This window comes from Herbidospora sp. RD11066 (genome assembly GCF_054661255.1).
This window is the reverse complement of the sequence record NZ_BAAGDO010000005.1, coordinates 1-18,507: the sequence shown is the minus strand read 5'-3', so window position 1 is coordinate 18,507 and position 18,507 is coordinate 1. Positions and strand designations below refer to the sequence as shown.

General features: G+C 67.4%; 17 protein-coding genes. 10 read left to right on the top strand and 7 right to left on the bottom strand.

What is annotated here, in order from left to right; translation table 11 throughout:
* Positions 1 to 7: 7 nt before the first annotated feature.
* From ACYQ78_RS20265 to ACYQ78_RS20255, 3 genes are all read right to left on the bottom strand, one after another.
* A complete protein-coding gene (locus ACYQ78_RS20265) occupies positions 8 to 925 on the bottom strand; it encodes an ABC transporter permease (protein ID WP_459802435.1) in 918 nt (305 codons plus the stop codon).
* On the bottom strand, positions 918 to 1,859 hold the full coding sequence (locus tag ACYQ78_RS20260) for an ABC transporter permease (RefSeq protein ID WP_459802434.1): 942 nt from the start codon (positions 1,857 to 1,859) through the stop codon (positions 918 to 920). The genes ACYQ78_RS20265 and ACYQ78_RS20260 overlap by 8 nt, the downstream gene beginning before the upstream one ends.
* Positions 1,860 to 1,974: 115 nt before the next feature.
* Positions 1,975 to 3,642 carry a peptide ABC transporter substrate-binding protein gene (locus tag ACYQ78_RS20255; protein WP_459802433.1) on the bottom strand — a complete coding sequence of 556 codons (1,668 nt, stop codon included), beginning with the start codon at positions 3,640 to 3,642 and terminating at the stop codon, positions 1,975 to 1,977.
* Positions 3,643 to 4,118: 476 nt separating this feature from the next.
* Between ACYQ78_RS20255 and ACYQ78_RS20250 the strand changes: the two genes are divergently transcribed.
* The 4 genes from ACYQ78_RS20250 (at position 4,119) to ACYQ78_RS20235 (ending at position 6,681) form a co-directional block, all read left to right on the top strand.
* A complete protein-coding gene (locus tag ACYQ78_RS20250) occupies positions 4,119 to 5,030 on the top strand; it encodes an ABC transporter permease (RefSeq protein ID WP_459802432.1) in 912 nt (303 codons plus the stop codon).
* Positions 5,031 to 5,046: 16 nt separating this feature from the next.
* A complete protein-coding gene (locus ACYQ78_RS20245) occupies positions 5,047 to 5,853 on the top strand; it encodes an ABC transporter ATP-binding protein (protein WP_459802909.1) in 807 nt (268 codons plus the stop codon).
* A gap of 46 nt (positions 5,854 to 5,899) precedes the next feature.
* A complete protein-coding gene (locus tag ACYQ78_RS20240; protein WP_459802431.1) occupies positions 5,900 to 6,436 on the top strand; it encodes a YbhB/YbcL family Raf kinase inhibitor-like protein in 537 nt (178 codons plus the stop codon).
* A 77-nt stretch (positions 6,437 to 6,513) separates the two neighbouring features.
* A complete protein-coding gene (locus tag ACYQ78_RS20235) occupies positions 6,514 to 6,681 on the top strand; it encodes a hypothetical protein (RefSeq protein WP_245674930.1) in 168 nt (55 codons plus the stop codon).
* Between the two features lie 94 nt (positions 6,682 to 6,775).
* Here the strand turns inward: ACYQ78_RS20235 and ACYQ78_RS20230 are convergent, their stop codons facing one another.
* On the bottom strand, positions 6,776 to 7,216 hold the full coding sequence (locus tag ACYQ78_RS20230; protein ID WP_459802430.1) for a hypothetical protein: 441 nt from the start codon (positions 7,214 to 7,216) through the stop codon (positions 6,776 to 6,778).
* 268 nt (positions 7,217 to 7,484) lie between these two features.
* Complete coding sequence (locus ACYQ78_RS20225) at positions 7,485 to 8,798, bottom strand: KamA family radical SAM protein (protein ID WP_459802429.1); 1,314 nt, start codon at positions 8,796 to 8,798, stop codon at positions 7,485 to 7,487.
* Positions 8,799 to 8,981: 183 nt separating this feature from the next.
* Here ACYQ78_RS20225 and ACYQ78_RS20220 point away from each other — a divergent pair, with 183 nt between their 5' ends.
* The 4 genes from ACYQ78_RS20220 to ACYQ78_RS20205 all read left to right on the top strand — a co-directional run bounded on the left by ACYQ78_RS20220 (position 8,982) and on the right by ACYQ78_RS20205 (position 13,869).
* Positions 8,982 to 9,554: a DUF1707 SHOCT-like domain-containing protein gene (locus tag ACYQ78_RS20220; RefSeq protein ID WP_459802428.1), complete on the top strand. Its 573-nt coding sequence runs from the start codon at positions 8,982 to 8,984 to the stop codon at positions 9,552 to 9,554.
* Between the two features lie 76 nt (positions 9,555 to 9,630).
* Complete coding sequence (plsX, locus tag ACYQ78_RS20215) at positions 9,631 to 10,665, top strand: phosphate acyltransferase PlsX (RefSeq protein WP_459802427.1); 1,035 nt, start codon at positions 9,631 to 9,633, stop codon at positions 10,663 to 10,665.
* Between the two features lie 42 nt (positions 10,666 to 10,707).
* Positions 10,708 to 12,432 (top strand): arginine--tRNA ligase, encoded by a 1,725-nt coding sequence (argS, locus tag ACYQ78_RS20210; protein WP_459802426.1) that lies wholly within the window; start codon positions 10,708 to 10,710, stop codon positions 12,430 to 12,432.
* Between the two features lie 126 nt (positions 12,433 to 12,558).
* Positions 12,559 to 13,869: a hypothetical protein gene (locus tag ACYQ78_RS20205; protein ID WP_459802908.1), complete on the top strand. Its 1,311-nt coding sequence runs from the start codon at positions 12,559 to 12,561 to the stop codon at positions 13,867 to 13,869.
* A 264-nt stretch (positions 13,870 to 14,133) separates the two neighbouring features.
* Here ACYQ78_RS20205 and ACYQ78_RS20200 read toward each other — a convergent pair whose 3' ends face one another.
* Both ACYQ78_RS20200 and ACYQ78_RS20195 read right to left on the bottom strand, forming a co-directional pair.
* Positions 14,134 to 14,334, bottom strand: coding sequence for a hypothetical protein (locus ACYQ78_RS20200; protein ID WP_459802425.1), 201 nt, complete (start codon positions 14,332 to 14,334; stop codon positions 14,134 to 14,136).
* Positions 14,335 to 15,021: 687 nt separating this feature from the next.
* Entirely contained in the window at positions 15,022 to 15,405 is a 384-nt protein-coding gene (locus tag ACYQ78_RS20195; RefSeq protein WP_459802424.1) for a cell division protein SepF, read from the bottom strand.
* 122 nt (positions 15,406 to 15,527) lie between these two features.
* Between ACYQ78_RS20195 and ACYQ78_RS20190 the strand changes: the two genes are divergently transcribed.
* Both ACYQ78_RS20190 and ACYQ78_RS20185 read left to right on the top strand, forming a co-directional pair.
* On the top strand, positions 15,528 to 15,707 hold the full coding sequence (locus ACYQ78_RS20190) for a PhzF family phenazine biosynthesis protein (protein ID WP_459802423.1): 180 nt from the start codon (positions 15,528 to 15,530) through the stop codon (positions 15,705 to 15,707).
* A 233-nt stretch (positions 15,708 to 15,940) separates the two neighbouring features.
* Entirely contained in the window at positions 15,941 to 17,122 is a 1,182-nt protein-coding gene (locus ACYQ78_RS20185; RefSeq protein WP_459802422.1) for a glycosyltransferase, read from the top strand.
* Positions 17,123 to 18,507 lie beyond the last annotated feature (1,385 nt).

Genomic DNA, 18,507 nt, shown 5'->3' with positions numbered 1-18,507 from the left:
ACCCCTCCTATCGAAGCTTCGGGTCGAGAGCGTCGCGGACGGCGTCGCCGAGCATGACGAACGCCAGCACCGTGAGGCTCAGGAACAGGGCCGGGAACAACAGCGCCTCCGGTGCCTGCAGGAACCGGTTGCGCGCGTCGGCGATCATCAGGCCCCACGAGATGTCGGGCGACTGGATGCCGACGCCGAGGAACGACAGCGCGGCCTCGGCGGCGATGAAGACGCCCATGTTCATGGTCGCCACCACGATCACCGGCGCCAGCGCGTTCGGCAGGATGTGACGCTGCATGATCCGCCCGGGACCCGCGCCGAGCGCCCTCGCCGCGATCACGTAGTCCTGGTTCTTGGACGACATGACCGCCGCCCGCATGATCCGCAGCACCATCGGCCAGGCCAGCACCGACAGGGCGAGCACCACGGTCCAGATGCCCGCGTTGTCCCGGCCGACGACGGCCAGGATGAGCAGGGCGCCCAGGGTCGAGGGGATCGCGAAGAAGACCTCGGCCACGCGGGACAGGATCGTGTCGGTCCACCGGCCGTAGAAGCCGGCGAACAGGCCCAGGATGCCGCCGATGAGCGTGGTCACCAGGGTCGAGAAGACACCCACCATGATCGAGATCCGGGCGCCGTACACGACCCGCGAGAAGGTGTCGCAGCCGAGGTTGTCGGTGCCGAACCAGTGGGCCGAGCTCACGCCCTGGCGGGCGATGGTCAGGTCGCACGTGCTCGAATCAAATGCGTTGACCGGAGAGAACAGACCCGGAATGATCGACATGACCACGAGGATCGCGATCATGACGGCGGCGATGATGAAGACCTTGCTCCGCCGCAGGTCATACCACGCGTCCGACCACAGGCTCGCCGGCTTCTTCTGCTTCGGCGGTTTATCCGATTTCGGCTTCTGCTCGGTGAGCGTGTCACTCATAGCGGATCCTGGGGTCGAGAACGGCGTACAGCAGGTCGACGAACAGGTTGGCGGCGATGAAGATCAGCACCAGCACCGTCACGATGCCGACCACGACCGAGTTCTCCGACAGGTAGACCGAGTCGAAGAGCTGCCGGCCGATGCCGTTGAGGTTGAAGATGGTCTCGGTGATCACCGCGCCGCTCATCAGCGCGCCGAGGTCGGCGCCCAGATAGGTGACCAGCGGGATCAGCGAGTTGCGCAGCGCGTGCCTGCCGAGCACTCTTCGCCGCGGCATGCCCTTGGCGATCGCCGTGCGCACATAGTCGGCGCGCAGTGTCTCCATCAGGCTGGTCCGCGTCAGCCGCGTCAGATACGCGATCGACGTGCCCGCCAGCACCAGGCCCGGCAGCAGATAGCTGCGCCAGCCCTCCGAGGTGCCCGCGACGGGGAAGAAGTCGATGCCCGTCGAGGTCTTCAGCTGCACGCCCAGCACCAGCTGGAGCACGAAGCCGCTGACCAGGGTCGGAACCGACACCAGCAGCAGGGTGAAGGCCAGGATCGCGGTGTCGGCGGCCTTGCCGCGGCGCAGCGCGGCGATGAGGCCCAGGCCGATGCCGACGATCGCCTCGATCACCAGGGCCATGAGGGCCAGGTTGAGGGTGACCTGGAACTTGCCTTCGAAAATGGTCGACACTGGCAGGCCTCGGAAGGTTTGTCCGAAGTCTCCGGTGAAGATGCCCTGTACGTAGTAGCCGTACTGGACGATCAGAGGGTCATCTAGGTGGAACATCTCGCGCATCGTGGCCCTGAAGACCGGGTCGACCGCCCGGTCGCCCGCGAGGGCCTGAATGGGGTCGCCCGGCAGGGCGTAGACGAGCGCGAAGATGAGAAACGTGGTGCCAAGCAGCACAGGGATCGCCTGGAGCAGGCGCCTGACAACGTAGCGGCCCATTCGGTCTCCCGATCATGACGAAGGGCAGCCCCACTGCAACCAATCGGGCTGCCCCAAGAGTGATGGTCCATCCCGGGCGGCTCAAGGGGTTCCGCCGCCCGGGTTGGATGCCGTCTTAGGCCTTCTCGACGTTCGCGATCTCGATCCGCTCGAACGGGTCGATCTTGACGCTCTTGACGTTGGCCGAGAACGCCGCGTTGGTCTGGTAGAAGTAGACCGGGATGTAGGGCAGTTCCTTCAGCAGGATGTCGTCGGCGGCCTGGTAGGACGCGATGCCTTCCTCGACCGTCGGGGCCGAGTCGGCCTTCTTCAGCAGCTCCTCGAACTCCTTGTTGTTGAAGCCCGAGTAGTTCGAACCGGCGTTGGCCGCGAAGATCGGCTTGAGGTAGTTCTCCGGCGACGGGTAGTCCATGATCCAGGCCATCCGGAAGAGGCCCTTCCACTTGTCCGCGCCCAGGTCGTCGAGGATCGTGGCGAACTTCTCGACCGGCTTCGGCTCAACGGTGGCGCCGAGGTTGGTGCGCAGGTTGTTCGCGACGGCCTCGATCCACTCCTTGTGGCCACCGTCGGCGTTGTAGCCGAGCTCGATCGCACCGGCGTTGGCGCCGCCGTTGCTGTCCCACAGCTCCTTGGCCTTCACCGGGTCGTAGGTGCAGGCCTCGCCGCACGCGCCCTGGCGGTAACCGGCGACGACCGGCGAGATGAAGTCGTCGGCCGGCACGCGGGTGCCGGAGAAGACCTGCTCGGTGATGGTCTTGCGGTCGATGGCCATCGAGATGGCCTTGCGCAGCTCGGCGCTCTTGGCGTAGTCGGCGCCGACCTTGGTCGGGAAGCCGAGGTAGCCGATGCCCGAGGAGGGCTGCTCGATGTAACGGTCGCCCAGCTCGGCCTTCGCGGAGGCGATGACCTCGGCGGGGAGCTGGTCCATGATGTCGAGGTTGCCGGCCTGCAGGTCGCGGTACGCGGTGTTGAGGTCGGTGTAGATCTTGAAGTCGATCGCCTCGACCTTGGCCTTGGCCTCGGTGTAGTCGTCGTTGCGGACCATCGAGATGGTGGTCTCGACGCCGCGCTTCCACGGCTTGGCCATCTTGAAGGGGCCGTTGCCGATGGGCGACTCGCCGTAGGCGGCGGTGACCTTGCCGTCAGGGCCGAAGGCGGCCTTGGGCATCGGGTAGAAGGCGGTGTAACCCAGCATCGTCGGGAAGCCCGAGAACGGGTTGGTGAGCTGGACCGTGAAGGTCAGCGGGTCGACGACCTTCAGACCGGAGAGGCTGGTCGCGGTGGCCGCGGGGGCCGCCTGCGGGCCGTCACCGTCGGGGTCGACCGGGTTCATCTCGGCGTAGCCGGTGATCGAACCCATGAAGTAGTTGGCCTCGTACGCGTTGGCGCCGTTGGCGGTGTAGTTCCAGGAGTCCACGAAGCTCTGGGCGTCGACGGGGGTGCCGTCGTGGAACTTGTAGCCGTCCTTGAGCTTGATCGTCCAGTTGGTCTGGTCTTCCGACGTGATGGACTCGGCGATCTGGTTGATCGGCTTCTTGTCCGCGTCGTAGTTCACAAGACCGATGAACAGGGCGTTGAGCACCTCGGCGCCGCTGGTCTCCGCGGTGTTGCCGGGGACGAGCTCGTGCTGCGGCTCCCCGATCTCAACGGTGACCGGCGCCGCGCCGGCGGTGCCACCAGTGGCGGCAGGGTTCGAAGCCTCGTCGCCGCCGCCACAGGCGGCCACGGCGAGCGCCAGCACGGCAGTGCCGGCGATGATCTGTGCGCCCTTGAGTACGCGCATAGTGAGTAGGTCCTCCCTCAAAGGATGGGCGTTGGCGCTGAGCTGCGATAAGTCCAGGTCGGCACCCCCGCGGTCCCTTGTGGGGACCCCGGATTTGCAGACACGGTCAAACGAGCTGACGCCCTGCCAGTCGTCCGCGAGCATCCCTCACCACACACCGCAGTGTTGTCTCTGCTGCGTTGCAGTTCGGTCACACGTGCGTCAGTCGGGCGTCACACGCATACCAAGAAGGTCGCCGCAAACCTCGCAATAAGCTTTAAAGACCCCATAAAGGTACACATGTCTAGATGCTGGTGGAGCCAAGGTACGGCCTTTGCGGTACCGACCGTGGCGTTGTCCCCATATCAGGACCTGGTGGGCTACCTTTGACCCTGCCGTGGCACCCCGCCGCCGGTGGCTTCACCCAACCCCCACGAGGAGCCTACGGATGACCATCGCAGGCGCCTCGTTCATCTGCATCCAATAGAGTCCTTGCCATGAGCCAGCCGGATTCCGCCGTCGCGGACGCGCAGGGCGGCGCAGCGACGGAATCGCTGGCCGCGCTCGCCAAACGCCACGGTCTCCGTCGCGCGATCGCCCGCCCGAGCCTGCCCTACTACGTCGGCCAGCTCTGGGCCCGTCGGCATTTCGTGCTCAAGTACGCGACGTCCCGCAACGTCTCGAAATACAGCCAGTCGATGCTGGGCCAGCTCTGGCAGCTCCTGACCCCGCTCCTGAACGCGGGCGTCTACTACCTGATGTTCGGCGTGATCCTCGATCAGAAGAAGGACATCGGCAACTACACCGCCTTCCTGATCACCGGCGTCTTCATCTTCACGTTCACCCAGCGCACGGTGAGCGGCGGTGCCAAGTCGATCTCGAACAACCTGTCGCTGATCCGGGCGCTGCACTTCCCCCGGGCCGCCCTGCCGCTCGCCTACGCGGTGCAGGAACTCCAGCAGCTCATGTGGTCGATGCTCGTGCTCATCGGCATCGTGCTGCTCACGGGTGAGACGGTCACCCTCGCCTGGCTGTTCATCCCGGTCGCGCTGCTGCTGCAGCTCACCTTCAACGTCGGGGCGAGCCTGTTCATGGCCCGCGTCGGCGCCTTCGCCCGCGACATGAACCAGCTTCTGCCGTTCATCATGCGCACGTGGCTCTACGCCTCCGGCGTCTTCTTCAGCATCCCCGACCGGGTCGCCGACCTGCCCGAGGAGCTGGCATTCGTGCAGTACATCATGGAGCTCAACCCGGCGGCCGCCTACATCGAACTGATGCGCGACCTGCTGATCCATGACCACCCCGCACCCCAGTGGGCCTGGACGACTGCCATATTCTGGGCCGTGTTCGCCCTTGTCATCGGATTCTGGTACTTCTGGCGCGCCGAAGAGAGGTACGGACGTGGCTGAGGCGAAGCCGATGGCGATGGAAAGGGTGTGGCCGTTGACCGCCGAAGAGCAGGAGGCGACCACCAAGAGGTCCGCCACCGGCACCCCGACCGTCATCGTCGACGACCTCAACATCATCTACAAGGTCTGGGGCGCCGCCTCCGACGAGGAGAAGGGCAACGCCGCCACCGCCCTGCTCCGGCTGGTCAAACGGCAGGGCCGCCCGCAGATGCGCGAGGTCCACGCCGTGAAGGGCGTCTCGTTCGTGGCCCGCCACGGCGACGCCATCGGCATCATCGGCCGCAACGGCTCGGGCAAGTCGACCCTGCTGCGCGCCATCGCGGGCCTGCTGCCGCCGGCCTCCGGCGCCGTCTACACCGACGGCCAGCCGTCGCTCCTGGGCGTCAACGCCGCCCTGATGAAGGAGCTCACCGGCGAGCGCAACATCACCCTCGGGTGCTACGCGATGGGCATGACCCCCTCCGAGGTCAAAGCCAAATACGACGAGATCGTCGACTTCTCCGGCATCGGCGAGTTCGTCCAGTTCCCGATGTCGACCTACTCCTCCGGCATGGGAGCCCGTCTCCGGTTCGCCATCGCGTCGGCGAAGGTCCACGACGTGCTGCTGATCGACGAGGCGCTGGCCACCGGCGACCGCGAGTTCCGCAAGCGCTCCCAGAAGCGCATCATGCAGATGCGCGAGTCGGCGGGCACCGTCTTCCTGGTCGCCCACAACCTCGACGTCATCGAGGAGACCTGCAACCGGGTCATCTGGCTGCACAAGGGCAAGATCAAGATGGACGGCGACCCCACCGAGGTGATCAGCGCCTACAACAAGGCGTAGGTGGTAGAGGATGGGTGATCACGACCCATCCCGAGCGGAGAGCGACATGCCCACGCCACCACCGATTCCCTACGACCACCTGCCGGAAGTCGCGGCCCTGACCGTCGAGGCCGCCGGGCTCGCCGACGGCCAGACCATGTCGGCCCGCCACGTCTTCAACGACTGGGGCTTCTCCGGCGAGAACGTCTCTCCCGCCCTCACGTGGTCGGGCGCCCCCGAGGGCACTCTCGGCTACGCCGTCACCTGCTTCGACCCCGACGCCCCCACCGGCAGCGGCTTCTGGCACTGGCTGGTGTTCGACATCCCGGCGTCGGTCACCGAACTCCCCGAGGGCGCCGGCAACGGCCCCGCGTTCGCGGGCCTGCCCGAGGGCGCCGTCCACGCCAAGAACGACTACGGCATCAAGGAGTACGGCGGCGCCGCCCCTCCCCCCGGCTGGCCGCACCGCTACCTGTTCGCCGTGCACGCCCTCGACGTCGACAAGCTGGGTGTCGACCCCGACTCCAACCCGGCCGTGGTCGGCTTCAACATCACCGCCCACACCCTCGCGCGCGGATTCATCGCACCGGTGTACGAAAGCTGATGCCGCTGCGGCCGGTGTTCCACTATGATTCGAACGGGGATTCGATCTAAGGAACGCCGATGCCATGGGAGGGCGGGATGAGTGAGCTGGTGACGGCCATCGATCATCTGGCCGACGAAGACCCTTCTGAACTTTCACCTGCCCTGCTCACCGAGCAGCTCATCGAACTGCACTGGCAGATGGCCAGACTGCAGGCACAGATCGCCCGGCGCACCTCGGTGCGGCCCTGGGCCTCGAACAACTAGAAAACGGCCGGCGCCTGATCAAGGCACCGGCCGTTTTCGCATGTCAGAGATACGGAAACGTTGACGTGGCCACGCCAACGTGTCCGGTGGGGAACTACCTGCGGGTACCGGCGACGATGTTGTTGACCGCGCCCGACAGGCCCTGGGCGGCCAGGCCGACCTGGGTGGCCGAACCGGTCAGGTTCTTGGCGGCGCCGCTGAGCTGGTCGGCGGTGCCGGTGAGCTCGCCGGTCGCGCCGGTGATGGCCGACAGCGCCGGCTTGAGCTCACCCGAGACGTCGTTGGGCGTGGCGGTCATGGGGGTGACCTGCACCCGCTCGGCCCAGCCCGTGGCGGCGGCCGGGGCGGCCGGCGCTGCCGGGACGACCGACTCGGCGCCGGGGATGGCGCCGGTCAGCCCGGTGAGCTGTCCGCCGATCGGCAGCGTGCCGAGCAGGTCGGAGATCGGGTCGCTCGCGGCCTGAGCGGGCGCGGCGAACATCGCTGCGACGCCGAAGGTCGCGACGACAACTGCTGCCTTGATCATTCGCTTCATGTAAATGCCTCCTGAGCCCCGTCCCAGGTCAGGGAACGGGAACCGAGAACCCCCGCGTAACCGGCGCGGGTTCGCGCCGGCCGATTGGCTAGGCCGAATTTCTATCACCGCGAGAAACGGCCCGGTGACCGGGAGTCACAACGCCGAGGGGCGGGAGGGCGCCCGACTTGGCGGCACATGGTGGGAATTCACATCCGGCCCGGGAGAAAGGCACGGTAAACACGGCGCCCGGGCCGGGAGGAATTGTTTTCCGTCCCTTGGCAAGCGGTCAGGCCGCGAGGGGTGCCGGCGGCTCGAAGGGGAATCGGTCGGCGAACGCGGGGCGCAGGTCGGTCAGCCAGACGGCCTTGGGGTCGTACCGGGCGAAGAAGGGACGCCCGACCAGCCCGGGGTCGCGGGCCTGGATGAAGTGCAGGACGAACACGCGCTCGCCGTTCACCTCGGTCACACCGTCGACGCAGACCTTGCCGGGGGTGGCCGACATCGAGGGCCCCCTGACCGTCCGGCAGAGACCGGAGACCTGGGCATAGGCGTCCCTGAAGGTCTCGTACGCCTCGGCGAGCGGCACCGCGAAGTAGTCCTGGGGCCCGGTGTCCCGCTCGACGAACATGTAATAGGGGACCATCCCCATCGAGTTCTGCCGGCGCCACATGTGCGCCCACGTGGCGGCGTCGTCGTTGATGGTGCGGATGAGGGGCGCCTGGGTCCGGATCGTGGCGCCGGTGTCCAGGATCCGGCGGACCGCCGAGCCCACCGCCTGGGGTTCGAGCTCGCGGGGGTGCGAGAAGTGCGCCATGAAGGCGAGGTTCTTCCCTGACCGTACGACCTGCTCGAACAGCTTGAGGGTGTCGTCGGCGTCGGGATCGGTGACGAAGCGGCCGGGCCAGTAGGCCAGCGACTTGGTGCCGATGCGGATCGAGTCGATCTGCGGGATCTCCAGCAGCGGCTCGACGTAGCGGCGCAGCACCGCCTCTCCCATGATCATGGGGTCGCCGCCGGTGAACAGCACCGAGGTCACCTCGGGGTGGCGGCGGATGTAGCCGACGAGGGCGTCGACGTCGCCGGAGGCGAACTTCAGGTCGGGCTCGCCGATGAACTGCGCCCAGCGGAAGCAGTAGGTGCAGTAGGCGTGGCAGGTCTGCCCCTGCTTGGGGAAGAACAGCACCGTCTCGGGATATTTGTGCTGCATGCCGGGCACCGGCTCGTCGCCGATCTTCGGCACGTTCAGGTCGAGCTGCCCGGCCGGGTGGGGGTTGAGACCCATCCGCACCTCGTTGGCCGCGGCCGTGAGCTGCTTGACGGACGCGTCCGTCCTGAGGAGGTTCGCCAGACGGGACACGTCCGTTTCGGGCAGCATGTCCTCCTGAGGAAAGACGAGCCGGTAAATCGGGTCGTCGGGTACCGCGGACCAGTCGATCAGCTCGTCGACGACGTAGGCGTTGGTACGGAACGGCAGCACCGTCGCCACCGCGCGCGCCCGCAGCCGCGCCTCCTCGCCGAACCCTGCCTTCTCTCGCAGCAGGTCGTCGAGATGCTTCGTGGTGTAAGCCCGAAAGCCGCGGGTGCCCTCACTAAAGATCACTCGGCCTTCCCTTCCCGGTAGTTTTTCCCGATCTCGTGTAAACCAAGGAGGCCTGTCAGGCGTCTGGGCATCCTCTATACCGGTATTGGGCCATCCCGACAGCCGAATCCACGATTTGGTAAAGGCCGAAGTCGGGGAATTCCTATCTCGCGACATATCTCGAATGGGAGTAATCTAGGAAATGTGACGATAGAAGACCCAGGTCAGCGCGCATCCGACGCCGACCGAGACCGGGTCGCGGCGGTCATCGCCGAGGGCCTGGCCTCCGGCCGCCTCACCACGGCCGAACACGCCGACCGCCTGGAGGCCACCTACAGTGCGGTCACCATGGGCGAACTGGTCCCGATCACCAAAGACCTCCCCTCGACCACCACCGCGATCGCCGCTCCGGCCGACGTCGGCCGCAGAAGCGTCAGCGCGGTCTTCAGCAAGGTCGTCAAGAAGGGCCGCTGGGTGCCCGGCCGGACCCTCCGCCTGCAGGCGAGCTTCGGCGCCCTGATCATCGACCTGGGCAGCGCCGTGCTGCCGGGCCGGGAGATCACCGTCGACATCCAGGCCGCCTTCAGCAAGGTGATCATCCGGATGCCGGCCAACGCCCACATCATCGACGACGGCGGGGCCGCCTTCTCCAAGCGCATCGTGGCGGGCGACGAACAGGGCGAGGAGGGCGGACCGGTCATCCGGCTGACCGGGCACGCCGCGTTCTCCAAGGTCATCGTGTCGCGTACCGTCTCCGACTGGAATATGCGCTCATAGCCGCGAGCCGACGGACTTCGCACCAACCGGTCCCCCCTACCATTCACTAGGATTCCCGGATCGATTGGATGGCGCTGTGGCCGTATCGTCGCCGGTCGCGCTCGACGCCATGGGCGGCGACCACGCGCCAGAGCAGATCGTCGCCGGGGCCGTCATGGCCGTCAGGGAGCTCGGGGTCCCGGTCGTGCTGGTCGGCCAGCCCCGCGTGCTCCACGAGATCCTCCTCGGCTACGGCGCCGCCTCCGAGATCCCGATCGTCCGTGCCGAAGAGGCGCTCTCGATGGACGAGGGCGCCCTGGCGAGCCTGCGCCGCCCCCGCTCCAGCATCGCCGTGGCCTGCCATCTGGTGCGCAAGGGCGACGCGAGCGCGGTCGTGTCGGCGGGCTCGACGGGCGGCGTGGTCGCCACCGCCAAACTGCGGCTGAAGACCCAGCCGGGCGTGCTCCGACCGGCCATCGCGGTCGCCCTGCCGACGGTCCCCGACCCGACGATCCTGCTCGACGCGGGCGCCAACGCCGACGCCAAGCCCGAGATGCTGGTCCAGTTCGCCCACCTCGGCGTCGCCTACGTCGCCACCGCCCTCGGCCACGACAACCCCCGCGTCGGCCTGCTGACCATCGGCGCCGAAGCCGAGAAGGGCAACAAGGTCGTCAAACGGGCCCACGAACTGCTGGAGGCCGCCCCCGGCATCCACTTCGCCGGCAACGTCGAGGGCCACGACCTGCTGACGGGCCGCGTCGAGGTCATCGTCGCCGACGGCTTCACCGGCAACGTGGCGCTCAAGACCATGGAGGGCAGCGTCCGCTACGCCTTCGGCCAGCTCCGCCAGGCCGTCGACGGCAGCACGGTGGCCCGCATCGGCGGCCTCCTCCAGCGCCCCCGCCTGCGCGGTCTCTACGAACGCCTCGATCCCGAGGCCCATGGTGGAGCGGTCCTGCTCGGCCTCAACGGCTGCGTGGTGATCGCCCACGGTTCCTCCCACGCGAAGGGCGTCGCGGCCGCCTGCGAACTGGCCGCCAAACTGGCCGCCGAGGGCGTCGTCGGCAAGGTCGGCGAACGCATCGCGGCCATCCCCCGCTCCCACCGGTTGTGGTTCTCCGAGCGGCGGTAAACCGTGGCGACGACGCCGGTTTCGCGTCGCTAGGCTTGGTGTATGACCGACCCGCAACTCGTGCTCGTCGAACGCGTCCAGCAGGCGCTGGCCACCGCGTTCGGCCAGGAATACGCCGTCGAAGACCCGCTGATCAGGCCCTCCCAGTTCGCCGACTACCAGGCGAACGTCGCGATGAGCCTGGCCAAGCGACTCCGACGCGCGCCGCGAGATGTGGCGTCGCAGCTCGCCGAGGTCCTCGACCTGCCCGGCACCGTCGAGGTGAGCGGCCCCGGGTTCCTCAACCTGCGCTTCCACGACTCCTGGATCGCCGCCGAGGCCGGCGCACTGCTCGCCGACGACCGGCTCGGCGTGCCGAAGGAGCTCCCGTCCAAGACCGTGGTGGTCGACTACTCGGCGCCCAACGCCGCCAAGGAGATGCACGTCGGGCACCTGCGCACGACGGTCGTGGGCGACGCTCTGGTCCGCGTACAGGAACATCTCGGCAACCGCGTCGTGCGGCAGAACCACCTCGGCGACTGGGGCACCCCGTTCGGCATGCTCATCGAGCACCTCCTCGACATCGGCGAGGAGGCCGCGGTCGCGCAGCTCGAGGCGGGCAACGGCAACGACTACTACCAGGCCGCCCGCGCCAAGTTCGACGCCGACCCCGAGTTCAACCGCAGGGCCCGCGCCCGCGTGGTGACCCTCCAGGCCGAGGACCCCGAGACGATGCGCCTGTGGCGCATCTTCATGGACGCCACGGTCCGCTACTTCAACAAGGTCTACACCCAGCTCGGCGTCACCCTGACCGACGACGACATCGCCGGCGAGAGCATGTACAACGCCGCCCTCGCCCAGGTCTGCGACGAGCTGCAGGAACGCGGCATCGCCGAGATCAGCGACGGCGCGCTGTGCGTCTTCCCGCCCGGCTTCACCGGGCGCGAGAGCCAGCCGCTCCCGTTCATGATCAGAAAATCCGATGGCGGGTACGGCTATGCGACGACCGACATGGCCACCATCCGCTACCGGGTGCAGGATCTGAAGGCCGACCGTCTCCTCTACGCCATCGGCGCCACCCAGGCCCTCCACATGCAGATGCTGTTCGCCTCGGCCAAGATGGCGGGCTGGCTGCCCGACCACGTGTCGGCCGAACACGTGCAGATCGGCAGCGTGCTCGGCAGCGACGGCAAGATGTTCAAGACCCGGGCCGGCAAGTCCATCAAGCTGCTCGAACTCCTCGACGAGGCCGAGACGCGGGCCGCCGCCGTGCTCGCCGACCGTCCGGGCCTCGACGACGCCGCGCGCGGCGAGATCGCCCACATGGTCGGCATGGGCGCGGTCAAATACGCCGACCTGTCGGTCAGCCACGACAGCGAATACGTCTTCGACTTCGACCGCATGCTCGCCCTGACCGGCAACACGGGTCCTTATCTCCAGTACGCCACCACGCGCATCCGCTCCATCTTCCGGGGCGGCGAGCTCGACCCGGCCGGTTCCTACGGCCCGGTCGTGATCACCCACCCGGCCGAGCGCGCCCTGGCCCTGCAGCTGCTGGGCTTCGGCGGGGTCGTCACCGAGGTGGGCGAGCGCAACGAGCCCCACCGTCTGTGCGCCTACCTGTTCGACCTCGCCAGCGCGTTCACGACCTTCTACGAGAACTGCCCGGTCCTGAAGGCAGACTCCGAAGAAGCGCGTCAGTCGAGGCTCGCGCTGTCCCAGCTGACCCTGCGGGTGCTCCTGCAGGGCCTCGACCTCCTGGGGATAACCGCGCCCGAGCGGATGTGATATCCACAGATCGGCGCGCCTGAAGACACGAACAGGTCACGGGCGTCTAGTGTGGGCGCGGTCAAGGGAGCGTCTGCGGAACGCAAAGCAGACGTCCACCTGCCCTGGGGGAGTCAGCGCGTGAGCATGGATGTATCAGCCCGGTCGGGATCGTCCGGACACGCCGACACCACAGAGCTGCACCGCTACGCCGAGGCACTGCTGGTCCACCTGGCCGCCGACGGCACCGCACCGCCGCTGCCCCCGGGATCGATCGAGGTCCCGGGCTACTGGCTCTCCCCGGCGGTGCGGGCGCTCGTGCGCATCCTCGCGGGCGACGACGCGATGGAGCCGCTGTCCGAGGCGGCCCAGCTCGACGGCGCGAAGACCGCTCTGTTCCTGTGCCTGGCCTTAGCCGTCTGCGGCCACGGCGACCGCATCCACGCCTCGTGGCTCGGCACCGCCTTCGGCGACCTGTCGGCCGAGCGCCCGGTCGGCTCCGGCCAGCGGGCCCTGTGGCTGGCCGCCGCCCGTGGCGCCTACGGCCCCGCCGGGAAGATCTTCGTCCTGCGCAAGCTCGACGTGGTCGACGTCCCCCGAGACGACGACGTGTGGCTGAAGGCGCTGGTCCCCGCCGAGCCCGGCCTGGTCGTCCCGCCCTCTTTGAACGACTTTCCCGAACTGGCCCAGATCCCGGCCCTGGGCGGCCCCGTGCAGGCCGCGGCCCGGCTGGCCAGGTTGCGCCACCGGTGCGAGGAGATCACCTCCGTACCGCCGCCCTCGGGCGCGCTGCCGCAGGGCCGTGCGGTCTGGCCCGACACCGAGCCGATGGCCGTGCTGTCGGCCCTGACCGGCTCCCCCGAGGCCGAGGGTCCTCTGAGCTCCCTCAACGGCCACCTGCTCGACGACCTGAAGCCCGGCGCCGACCCCTACCTGGCCGCCCTGGCCCTCCACGTGGCCGCCCCCGCCATCGGCACCGCCGCCGCCCACCTGGCCGACCGCACCGAGGGCGACCAGCCCGAGACCCTGGTCCTGCCGATCCTCGGCCACTCGATCACCCTGCGCCCTGACGGCCCCGACCCCGAGGCGATGACCGACGCCGAACGCCGCATCATGGCGGGCTACATCCCCCGGCGCCCTTCTCCCATGCCGGGTTACCTGGCGGCGGTGGGCGGCCTGGTGGTCTTCACGCTGGGCTTCGTGTTCTCGCTGATCCTGGCCGTGGTGGGGGTGGGGTTGGGGGCGTTCGGGGCGTGGCTGCTGTGGCGCTTCCGGGTGCGCGAGAAGGCAGACCTGGCGTTGGTCAACGCGCAACTGGCCGAACTCCATGAGCTGGCGTCGTCGGCGGTGTGGGCCCTTCACGAATACGCCCGCGAAGCGAAGACCCGACGAGACCAGGCCATGGCCGACGTCGCCGAGATCACCCGCCTGCTGAAGCGGGGGCCTCGCGCGGGGTGACCCGTTACGGCGGCGCCTCGACGGTGGGCTCGATCGTCGGCGATGTGCACCGTCTCTGCTGAAGCGGGGACCTCGCGCCGAGTGACCGCTACGGCGGCACCTCGGCGGTGGGCTGGATCGTCGGTGATGTGCACCGTCTCTGCTGAAGCAGGGACCTCGCGCGGGGTGACCACTACGGCGGCACCTCGGCGGTGGGCTCGATCGTCGGTGATGTGCACCGTCTCTGCTGGGCAGCTGGGATGGCCGCTTAGGAGCGTCGTCTGCCTAGGTGACCGTCCAGTTCTGGTGATGGGCCGGGCGGCCAGCGGAACCGACACCGGCGCAGAAGAGGACTGGCCCCGCCACCAGGCCGACTTCGCCACTGCCGTCATCCTCTAGTTGCCCGCCGCCTTGTCGACTCTCCACCATCTCGGGCGTCAGATCGGCCAGGTTGCCGAGCGCCAGGGTTGGGGCGGCTGGGATCACGCGGACTCGTCCATCAGCTGGGTGCCGTCGTGGCGGAGAGTCAACGAGGGACCGATCTGGTCACCATGATGCATTCCAGCGGCGGCCGAATTCGGATTCAAAGTTCACGGTTCGAGCGACCCGGCCGGGTGACCGATCAGCCGACGACCAGCGTCATCGGCCGGGTTTCCGTGGTCGCCGATCGAAGGCGGGTAGCCGGTTTGGGCAGCGGGTGCACTGACCGGTTTTGGCCGAATACCGATTCCGATATCGCGATGGAGGGCACCCGGCAGGCGCCGACCAACATACCGATGTATGTCTGAATATCGGGTGCGGTGCGTGGCGTGGCGCTAATTACAGACCGGGGGTGGTTTGCCTCAGATGAACCACCTGTCGGGAATCAGAGGATGCCGCGTTGAGGGGCGGGCTCCGGCGTGCGGAAAATCGGCACGAATTTGGCCGATGGCGAGCTGCACCAGGTTGCACTGATTCGGGCGGATGGCGAGCGCGGATTTATCGCGAAAATGGCGGACCCGGCCTGCGGAATCCCATCGCGGGCCGGGTCGAATGGTCGGTCGGGGCTGGTCGGAACATCCCCTGGAGTGTCGGACAGGTCGTACACATGAGACCGGCGGAGGGGCCGCCGGCGCGGGATCGGGTGGTGAGAGGCCTCGGCGTCGCCTCTCCACCCGTTCGCCGGAGTGACCGCTAAGCGGTGGTCACCTCGACGTTCGACGGCGTGAGCAGGAAGACCTTGTCGGCGATCCGCTCAATGCGACCCTCGCAGCCATACGCGAGGCCGGCCGCGAAGTCGACCATTCTGGTCGCCTCCAGGGTCGACATCGTCGCGACGTCCATCACGATCGTGTGGCCTTCGCGGAAGTGACGGCCCACGGTGAGCGCGTCGTCGTACTTCCTCGGACGTACCATCACAATCCGCGACGGTTCCCCCGTCGACTGCCAGCGTTTCGCGGCCCTTTCCGAAGCCGGCATCCAGTCATCGTCGTATTCCTCTTCGCCATAGGGCTCATCCGAATATTGCTCGGCTCCGCCCAGGCCAAGGTAGGTCGCTACCTTGCGCACTGCCCCCATCGGCTTCGTCCTTTCCGGGTTTGTCCCGACACAAGGGACGCTAACCGACCATTCTCTTACGGCGACTCGACACGCCTATACATGGGATTCTCTTTGTCGGGGTTCGTCAGTAGCCCCGTGACATGCGCGCCTGCACCGTAGATTCGTTTACCGACCAGCCATTCAAGGGTAACCCGGCGAGCATCCGCCTGCTGGAAGGTCAGATAACCGGACCGTCGATGAGCACCATTGTGGCGGAAATGCGGCATTCGCTAAACAGATTATTCCGGCGCCGAATCAATTCGCTGGACAACGGACCGTAGCGACAGAGTGTGACCAATCGCATCACTCGGACGAAGAGCACAGATCATGGGAACTACCCGTGCCCACCGGATCACCACATATGCGGGAATGCCTGGCGGACATCCAAGGCGAAGAGTGCGGGGGCACCTGATTCACCCCGCCACTTTCAAGCTATAGCCGACCCCCGGGCTTGCGGCAAGACCCCCGTGACCCCCCAAAATCGGTGCTCGCAACCACACCAGGGGGAGACTTCATGCGCGTACTGCTGTCCACGATCGGATCACGCGGCGACGTCCAGCCGCTGGTGGCGCTCGCGGTGGAACTACGGTCCCTCGGCCAGGAACCCCACCTGTGCGTCCCACCGGACTTCCGCGACTGGATCGAGGGCCTCGGCCTCCCGGTCACCCCGATCGGCCCCGAACTCCGCACCCTCACCGCCGCCGCCCCACCCACGACCCCGCCGTCCCCGGAAACACTCCGCCGCCTGGCGGAGGCTTCCGTGACCACCCAGTTCGAAACGGTGATGACCGCGGCGAATGGCTGCGACCTCATCGTGGCCGCCACCGCCCTCCAGGTCGCCGCCCGCTCGGTCGCCGAGGTCCTGAAGATCCCCTACGTCTTCACGGCCTTCTGCCCCGCCGTCCTGCCCTCCCGCCACCACTCTCCTGCCGGACACCCCACCGAAGGCGACGGGTGGGCCCAAGACGCCGCCCGCTTCACCACCAACTTCGGCCCCGCCCTCAACAGCCACCGCACGACGCTCGGCCTGAACCCCATCTCCGATGTACGCCGCCACATCCTCACCGACCACCCGCTCCTGGCCTCCGACCCGACCCTGTCTCCTTGGCCAGAACCGGAAAGCGGCGTCACCCAGACCGGAGCCTGGATCCTCCCGGACACTCGCCCCCTGCCGGACGACCTACAGGCCTTCCTCGACGCCGGCGCCCCACCGGTGTACTTCGGCTTCGGCAGCATCCGCACCCCTGCAGGCCTGGCCGAGGCCATGCTCGAAGCGGCCCGCGAGACCGGCCGACGAGCGATCCTCTCCCGAGGCTGGGCCGACCTGCTCCCCAGCGGCTCCGCTCCGGATGTCCTGTCGATCGCCGAGGTCAACCAGCAGGCCCTCTTCCCTCGAGTGGCAGCGGTCGTCCACCACGGAGGCGCCGGGACGACGCACGCCGCCGCCCGCGCCGGCACACCCCAGGTGGTGGTCCCCCAGCTCTACGACCAATTCTACTGGGCCCGGCAGATCCAGCACCTGGGCATCGGCATCGCCCACCCTGCCGGCACCCCGACCGGCGAATCCCTGACCGTCGCCTTGAGCGAGACCCTATGGCCGGACATCGCCAGCAACGCCGCAGCCCTGGCGCCCCTGATCCGCACCGACGGCGCGAAAGCAGCCGCGAACCACCTCATGCGTCTGCCCCAGAGCTGATCACCCCTTGGAGCGGCCAGCCTCGAGAGGTAGGCACAGCCAACCTCGCGCATCCAGCCAGTAGTCTGGACCACCAGAGCGTCTTGAGTAGCCAAGGCCTCAAGAGCCCAGCTCACACGAGACTCATCGAGGTCGTGGTCAGCCGCGAACAGAGATCGTGTCGTTGAGCAACGTCATCAGGCTCAACAAAGCATCAGAAGATCCGAAAGATCGGGCGCCTTGGCACCAAGAAAGCCACCGCTAACCCCCGAATCTCCGAAAGCCCGGCTTACTCGACCAAGCTCCCAGAACACGCAATGCCCAGATGACAGCGCATCGCTTGAGGGCAACAACCAAGCCAGCACTACGACAGAAGAGAAGTACGCGCTACACAGGTGCCCCGGGATTCGTTCCCCCGTCGCACTCCAGCCACCTATGGCAGAGCGCCCTGGCCCGTAGCCACCAACCCGAGCGCAGCGGGAGCAAACACATTGCCTAATGATCGACAACCATGCACCGGCGACGGCTCAGATGCCCGAGAGCCATCAACCCTGATAGATGCTGTCCGACGGGGATCCGCGCCGAGTAGTTTCTGTCCGGAGCTTCAAGAGACAGCCCGAGGATGACAACCGGCGCTCCCCGGCAATGCGTTCAGTAACACCAACGTGAATCGCCCGGGAGACTCTCCGCCTAGGCTGGCTTCCCAAGAGACTTCGGCTGCGATAGCCCAACTCGACACCAACTCCGGGGAACCGCGAAGACCTCAGCCACGGCAGATCAGGCCGATAGCCGCCCCGGAAAAACGAAAAGCCCGGCACGATGGCCGGGCCCGGCAGATCTCCTGAGAATCCAGGCCCATCGCGGCCAGATCTCCGGAACAACCCCAGAAGCACGAAAGCCGGGCGTGATACCTCCTTTTAGCGGGGCTCAGCCACCGCAGAAGTCGTGGCATTCGCGCCTAGCGCGGATGGGTAGGGGAGCGTCGTGTCGCCGGCGAAGCAGCGAGAAACGTCAAAGCTCAGCGCGTGGGCAGGCTGATACTTCACCGTGAACATCAAAGCCCGGCGCCTGGGGAGACGGGGCACTTCCCCGCGAAGGCCATAGCTCAGCTGAACTCACGGCCTCAAAACACGAAAGGCCGGCACGGATGCCGGACTAGATACCTCCTGGAGAGACATCAAAAGCCCGGCGCATGGCGGACTCGGTGAAACACCAACGCCTGACAGCCATTCGCCGGCGCCGGCACTCCCGCGAAACGACGAAAGCCCGGCCACCACGGCCGGGCCCAAGATTTTCCCCCTGGAAACGTCGAAGGCCCCGATCCTGAGATCGGGGCCTTCGGTATAAAGATTGTCCGGCGGTGTCCTACTCTCCCACACCGTCCCCGGTGCAGTACCATCGGCGCT